2 tRNA genes and 3 rRNA genes are annotated in these 5238 nt (G+C 49.5%); all 5 read left to right on the top strand.

Features of this window, described 5'->3' with window-relative positions:
• Positions 1-51 precede the first annotated feature (51 nt).
• Positions 52-123: transfer RNA gene (locus tag SORDD27_RS09360), tRNA-Glu, on the top strand.
• A 231-nt stretch (positions 124-354) separates the two neighbouring features.
• Positions 355-1900, top strand: a 16S ribosomal RNA gene (locus SORDD27_RS09355).
• 51 nt (positions 1901-1951) lie between these two features.
• A tRNA-Ala gene (locus tag SORDD27_RS09350) sits at positions 1952-2024 on the top strand.
• 122 nt (positions 2025-2146) lie between these two features.
• Positions 2147-5049: ribosomal RNA gene (locus tag SORDD27_RS09345) — 23S ribosomal RNA — on the top strand.
• Positions 5050-5125: 76 nt separating this feature from the next.
• Positions 5126-5238 (top strand): 5S ribosomal RNA (rrf, locus tag SORDD27_RS09340); the annotation flags it as partial.

The raw sequence follows: 5238 nt of genomic DNA, 5'->3' as shown, positions 1-5238 counted from the left end.
TTCTTGACAAAGGTGGAAAAGTAGGTATAATAGAAAGAGTCGAAAAGCTCAGGTCCGTTGGTCAAGGGGTTAAGACACCGCCTTTTCACGGCGGTAACACGGGTTCGAATCCCGTACGGACTATGGTGTATTGCGGCTAAAAAAACTTGAAAAAAGTTTAAAAAATCTGTTGACAGAGACAGATGGCTGTGATATACTAATATAGTTGTCGCTCGAGAGAGATTGAGTGACAAAGACCTTTGAAAACTGAACAAGACGAACCAATGTGCAGGGCACTATAACTGAGGTTATAGTACTGAACAATGAAAAAAACAATAAATCTGTCAGTGACAGAAATGAGTAAGAACTCAAACTTTTAATGAGAGTTTGATCCTGGCTCAGGACGAACGCTGGCGGCGTGCCTAATACATGCAAGTAGAACGCTGAAGGAGGAGCTTGCTTCTCTGGATGAGTTGCGAACGGGTGAGTAACGCGTAGGTAACCTGCCTGGTAGCGGGGGATAACTATTGGAAACGATAGCTAATACCGCATAAGAGTAGATGTCGCATGACATTTGCTTAAAAGGTGCAATTGCATCACTACCAGATGGACCTGCGTTGTATTAGCTAGTTGGTGAGGTAACGGCTCACCAAGGCAACGATACATAGCCGACCTGAGAGGGTGATCGGCCACACTGGGACTGAGACACGGCCCAGACTCCTACGGGAGGCAGCAGTAGGGAATCTTCGGCAATGGACGGAAGTCTGACCGAGCAACGCCGCGTGAGTGAAGAAGGTTTTCGGATCGTAAAGCTCTGTTGTAAGAGAAGAACGAGTGTGAGAGTGGAAAGTTCACACTGTGACGGTATCTTACCAGAAAGGGACGGCTAACTACGTGCCAGCAGCCGCGGTAATACGTAGGTCCCGAGCGTTGTCCGGATTTATTGGGCGTAAAGCGAGCGCAGGCGGTTAGATAAGTCTGAAGTTAAAGGCTGTGGCTTAACCATAGTACGCTTTGGAAACTGTTTAACTTGAGTGCAAGAGGGGAGAGTGGAATTCCATGTGTAGCGGTGAAATGCGTAGATATATGGAGGAACACCGGTGGCGAAAGCGGCTCTCTGGCTTGTAACTGACGCTGAGGCTCGAAAGCGTGGGGAGCAAACAGGATTAGATACCCTGGTAGTCCACGCCGTAAACGATGAGTGCTAGGTGTTAGACCCTTTCCGGGGTTTAGTGCCGCAGCTAACGCATTAAGCACTCCGCCTGGGGAGTACGACCGCAAGGTTGAAACTCAAAGGAATTGACGGGGGCCCGCACAAGCGGTGGAGCATGTGGTTTAATTCGAAGCAACGCGAAGAACCTTACCAGGTCTTGACATCCCTCTGACCGCTCTAGAGATAGAGTTTTCCTTCGGGACAGAGGTGACAGGTGGTGCATGGTTGTCGTCAGCTCGTGTCGTGAGATGTTGGGTTAAGTCCCGCAACGAGCGCAACCCCTATTGTTAGTTGCCATCATTCAGTTGGGCACTCTAGCGAGACTGCCGGTAATAAACCGGAGGAAGGTGGGGATGACGTCAAATCATCATGCCCCTTATGACCTGGGCTACACACGTGCTACAATGGCTGGTACAACGAGTCGCAAGCCGGTGACGGCAAGCTAATCTCTTAAAGCCAGTCTCAGTTCAGATTGTAGGCTGCAACTCGCCTACATGAAGTCGGAATCGCTAGTAATCGCGGATCAGCACGCCGCGGTGAATACGTTCCCGGGCCTTGTACACACCGCCCGTCACACCACGAGAGTTTGTAACACCCGAAGTCGGTGAGGTAACCATTTGGAGCCAGCCGCCTAAGGTGGGATAGATGATTGGGGTGAAGTCGTAACAAGGTAGCCGTATCGGAAGGTGCGGCTGGATCACCTCCTTTCTAAGGATAAGGAACTGCACATTGGTCTTGTTTAGTCTTGAGAGGTCTTGTGGGGCCTTAGCTCAGCTGGGAGAGCGCCTGCTTTGCACGCAGGAGGTCAGCGGTTCGATCCCGCTAGGCTCCATTGGTGAGAGATCACCAAGTAATGCACATTGAAAATTGAATATCTATATCAAATAGTAACAAGAAAATAAACCGAAACGCTGTAGTATTAAAAGAGTTTATGACTGAAAGGTCAAAAAATAAGGTTAAGTTAATAAGGGCGCACGGTGGATGCCTTGGCACTAGGAGCCGAAGAAGGACGTGACAAACGACGATATGCCTTGGGTAGCTGTAAGTAAGCGATGATCCAGGGATTTCCGAATGGGGGAACCCAACAGGTACTACCTGTTACCCGCATCTGTTAAGGATGTGAGGAGGAAGACGCAGTGAACTGAAACATCTAAGTAGCTGCAGGAAGAGAAAGCAAAAGCGATTGCCTTAGTAGCGGCGAGCGAAACGGCAGGAGGGCAAACCGAAGAGTTTACTCTTCGGGGTTGTAGGACTGCAATGTGGACTCAAAGATTATAGAAGAATGATTTGGGAAGATCAGCCAAAGAGAGTAATAGCCTCGTATTTAAAATAGTCTTTGTACCTAGCAGTATCCTGAGTACGGCGGGACACGTGAAATCCCGTCGGAATCTGGGAGGACCATCTCCCAACCCTAAATACTCCCTAGTGACCGATAGTGAACCAGTACCGTGAGGGAAAGGTGAAAAGCACCCCGGGAGGGGAGTGAAATAGAACCTGAAACCGTGTGCCTACAACAAGTTCGAGCCCGTTAATGGGTGAGAGCGTGCCTTTTGTAGAATGAACCGGCGAGTTACGATATGATGCGAGGTTAAGTTGAAGAGACGGAGCCGCAGGGAAACCGAGTCTGAATAGGGCGCCTTAGTATCATGTCGTAGACCCGAAACCATGTGACCTACCCATGAGCAGGTTGAAGGTGCGGTAAGACGCACTGGAGGACCGAACCAGGGCACGTTGAAAAGTGCTTGGATGACTTGTGGGTAGCGGAGAAATTCCAAACGAACTTGGAGATAGCTGGTTCTCTCCGAAATAGCTTTAGGGCTAGCGTCGACATAAAGATTCTTGGAGGTAGAGCACTGTTTGGGTGAGGGGTCCATCCCGGATTACCAATCTCAGATAAACTCCGAATGCCAATGAATTATGGTCGGCAGTCAGACTGCGAGTGCTAAGATCCGTAGTCGAAAGGGAAACAGCCCAGACCACCAGCTAAGGTCCCAAAATAATTGTTAAGTGGAAAAGGATGTGGGGTTGCACAGACAACTAGGATGTTAGCTTAGAAGCAGCTATTCATTCAAAGAGTGCGTAATAGCTCACTAGTCGAGTGACCCTGCGCCGAAAATGTACCGGGGCTAAAACAATTTACCGAAGCTGTGGATACCTTTATAGGTATGGTAGGAGAGCGTTCTATGTGTGAAGAAGGTATACCGTGAGGAGTGCTGGAACGCATAGAAGTGAGAATGCCGGTATGAGTAGCGAAAGACAGGTGAGAATCCTGTCCACCGTAAGACTAAGGTTTCCAGGGGAAGGCTCGTCCGCCCTGGGTTAGTCGGGACCTAAGGAGAGACCGAAAGGTGTATCCGATGGACAACAGGTTGATATTCCTGTACTAGAGTATGTAGTGATGGAGGGACGCAGTAGGCTAACTAAAGCAGACGAATGGAAGTGTCTGTCTAAGCAGTGAGGTGTGATATGAGTCAAATGCTTATATCTATAACATTGAGCTGTGATGGGGAGCGAAGTTTAGTAGCGAAGTTAGTGACGTCACACTGCCAAGAAAAGCTTCTAGCGTTTAAACATACTCTACCCGTACCGCAAACCGACACAGGTAGTCGAGGCGAGTAGCCTCAGGTGAGCGAGAGAACTCTCGTTAAGGAACTCGGCAAAATGACCCCGTAACTTCGGGAGAAGGGGTGCTGACTTTAGGTCAGCCGCAGTGAATAGGCCCAAGCAACTGTTTATCAAAAACACAGCTCTCTGCTAAATCGTAAGATGATGTATAGGGGGTGACGCCTGCCCGGTGCTGGAAGGTTAAGAGGAGTGCTTAGGAGTAATCCGAAGGTATGAATTGAAGCCCCAGTAAACGGCGGCCGTAACTATAACGGTCCTAAGGTAGCGAAATTCCTTGTCGGGTAAGTTCCGACCCGCACGAAAGGCGTAATGATTTGGGCACTGTCTCAACGAGAGACTCGGTGAAATTTTAGTACCTGTGAAGATGCAGGTTACCCGCGACAGGACGGAAAGACCCCATGGAGCTTTACTGCAGTTTGATATTGAGTGTCTGTACCACATGTACAGGATAGGTAGGAGTCTATGAGATCGGGACGCCAGTTTCGAAGGAGACGTTGTTGGGATACTACCCTTGTGTTATGGCCACTCTAACCCGGATAGGTTATCCCTATCGGAGACAGTGTCTGACGGGCAGTTTGACTGGGGCGGTCGCCTCCTAAAAGGTAACGGAGGCGCCCAAAGGTTCCCTCAGAATGGTTGGAAATCATTCGCAGAGTGTAAAGGTATAAGGGAGCTTGACTGCGAGAGCTACAACTCGAGCAGGGACGAAAGTCGGGCTTAGTGATCCGGTGGTTCCGTATGGAAGGGCCATCGCTCAACGGATAAAAGCTACCCTGGGGATAACAGGCTTATCTCCCCCAAGAGTTCACATCGACGGGGAGGTTTGGCACCTCGATGTCGGCTCGTCGCATCCTGGGGCTGTAGTCGGTCCCAAGGGTTGGGCTGTTCGCCCATTAAAGCGGCACGCGAGCTGGGTTCAGAACGTCGTGAGACAGTTCGGTCCCTATCCGTCGCGGGCGTAGGAAATTTGAGAGGATCTGCTCCTAGTACGAGAGGACCAGAGTGGACTTACCGCTGGTGTACCAGTTGTCTTGCCAAAGGCATCGCTGGGTAGCTATGTAGGGAAGGGATAAACGCTGAAAGCATCTAAGTGTGAAACCCACCTCAAGATGAGATTTCCCATGATTTTATATCAGTAAGAGCCCTGAGAGATGATCAGGTAGATAGGTTAGAAGTGGAAGTGTGGCGACACATGTAGCGGACTAATACTAATAGCTCGAGGACTTATCCAAAGTAACTGAGAATACGAAGTGTGAGGTTTTCTTGAGATTTGATAGATATTCAATTTTGAGTAGGTATTACTCAGAGTTAAGTGACGATAGCCTAGGAGATACACCTGTACCCATGCCGAACACAGTAGTTAAGCCCTAGAACGCCGGAAGTAGTTGGGGGTTGCCCCCTGTGAGATATGGAAGTCGCTT

This window comes from Streptococcus oralis (genome assembly GCF_001579025.1).
GTDB classification, from domain to species: Bacteria; Bacillota; Bacilli; order Lactobacillales; family Streptococcaceae; genus Streptococcus; species Streptococcus oralis_X.
This window is presented reverse-complemented; position numbering and strand designations above follow the sequence as displayed.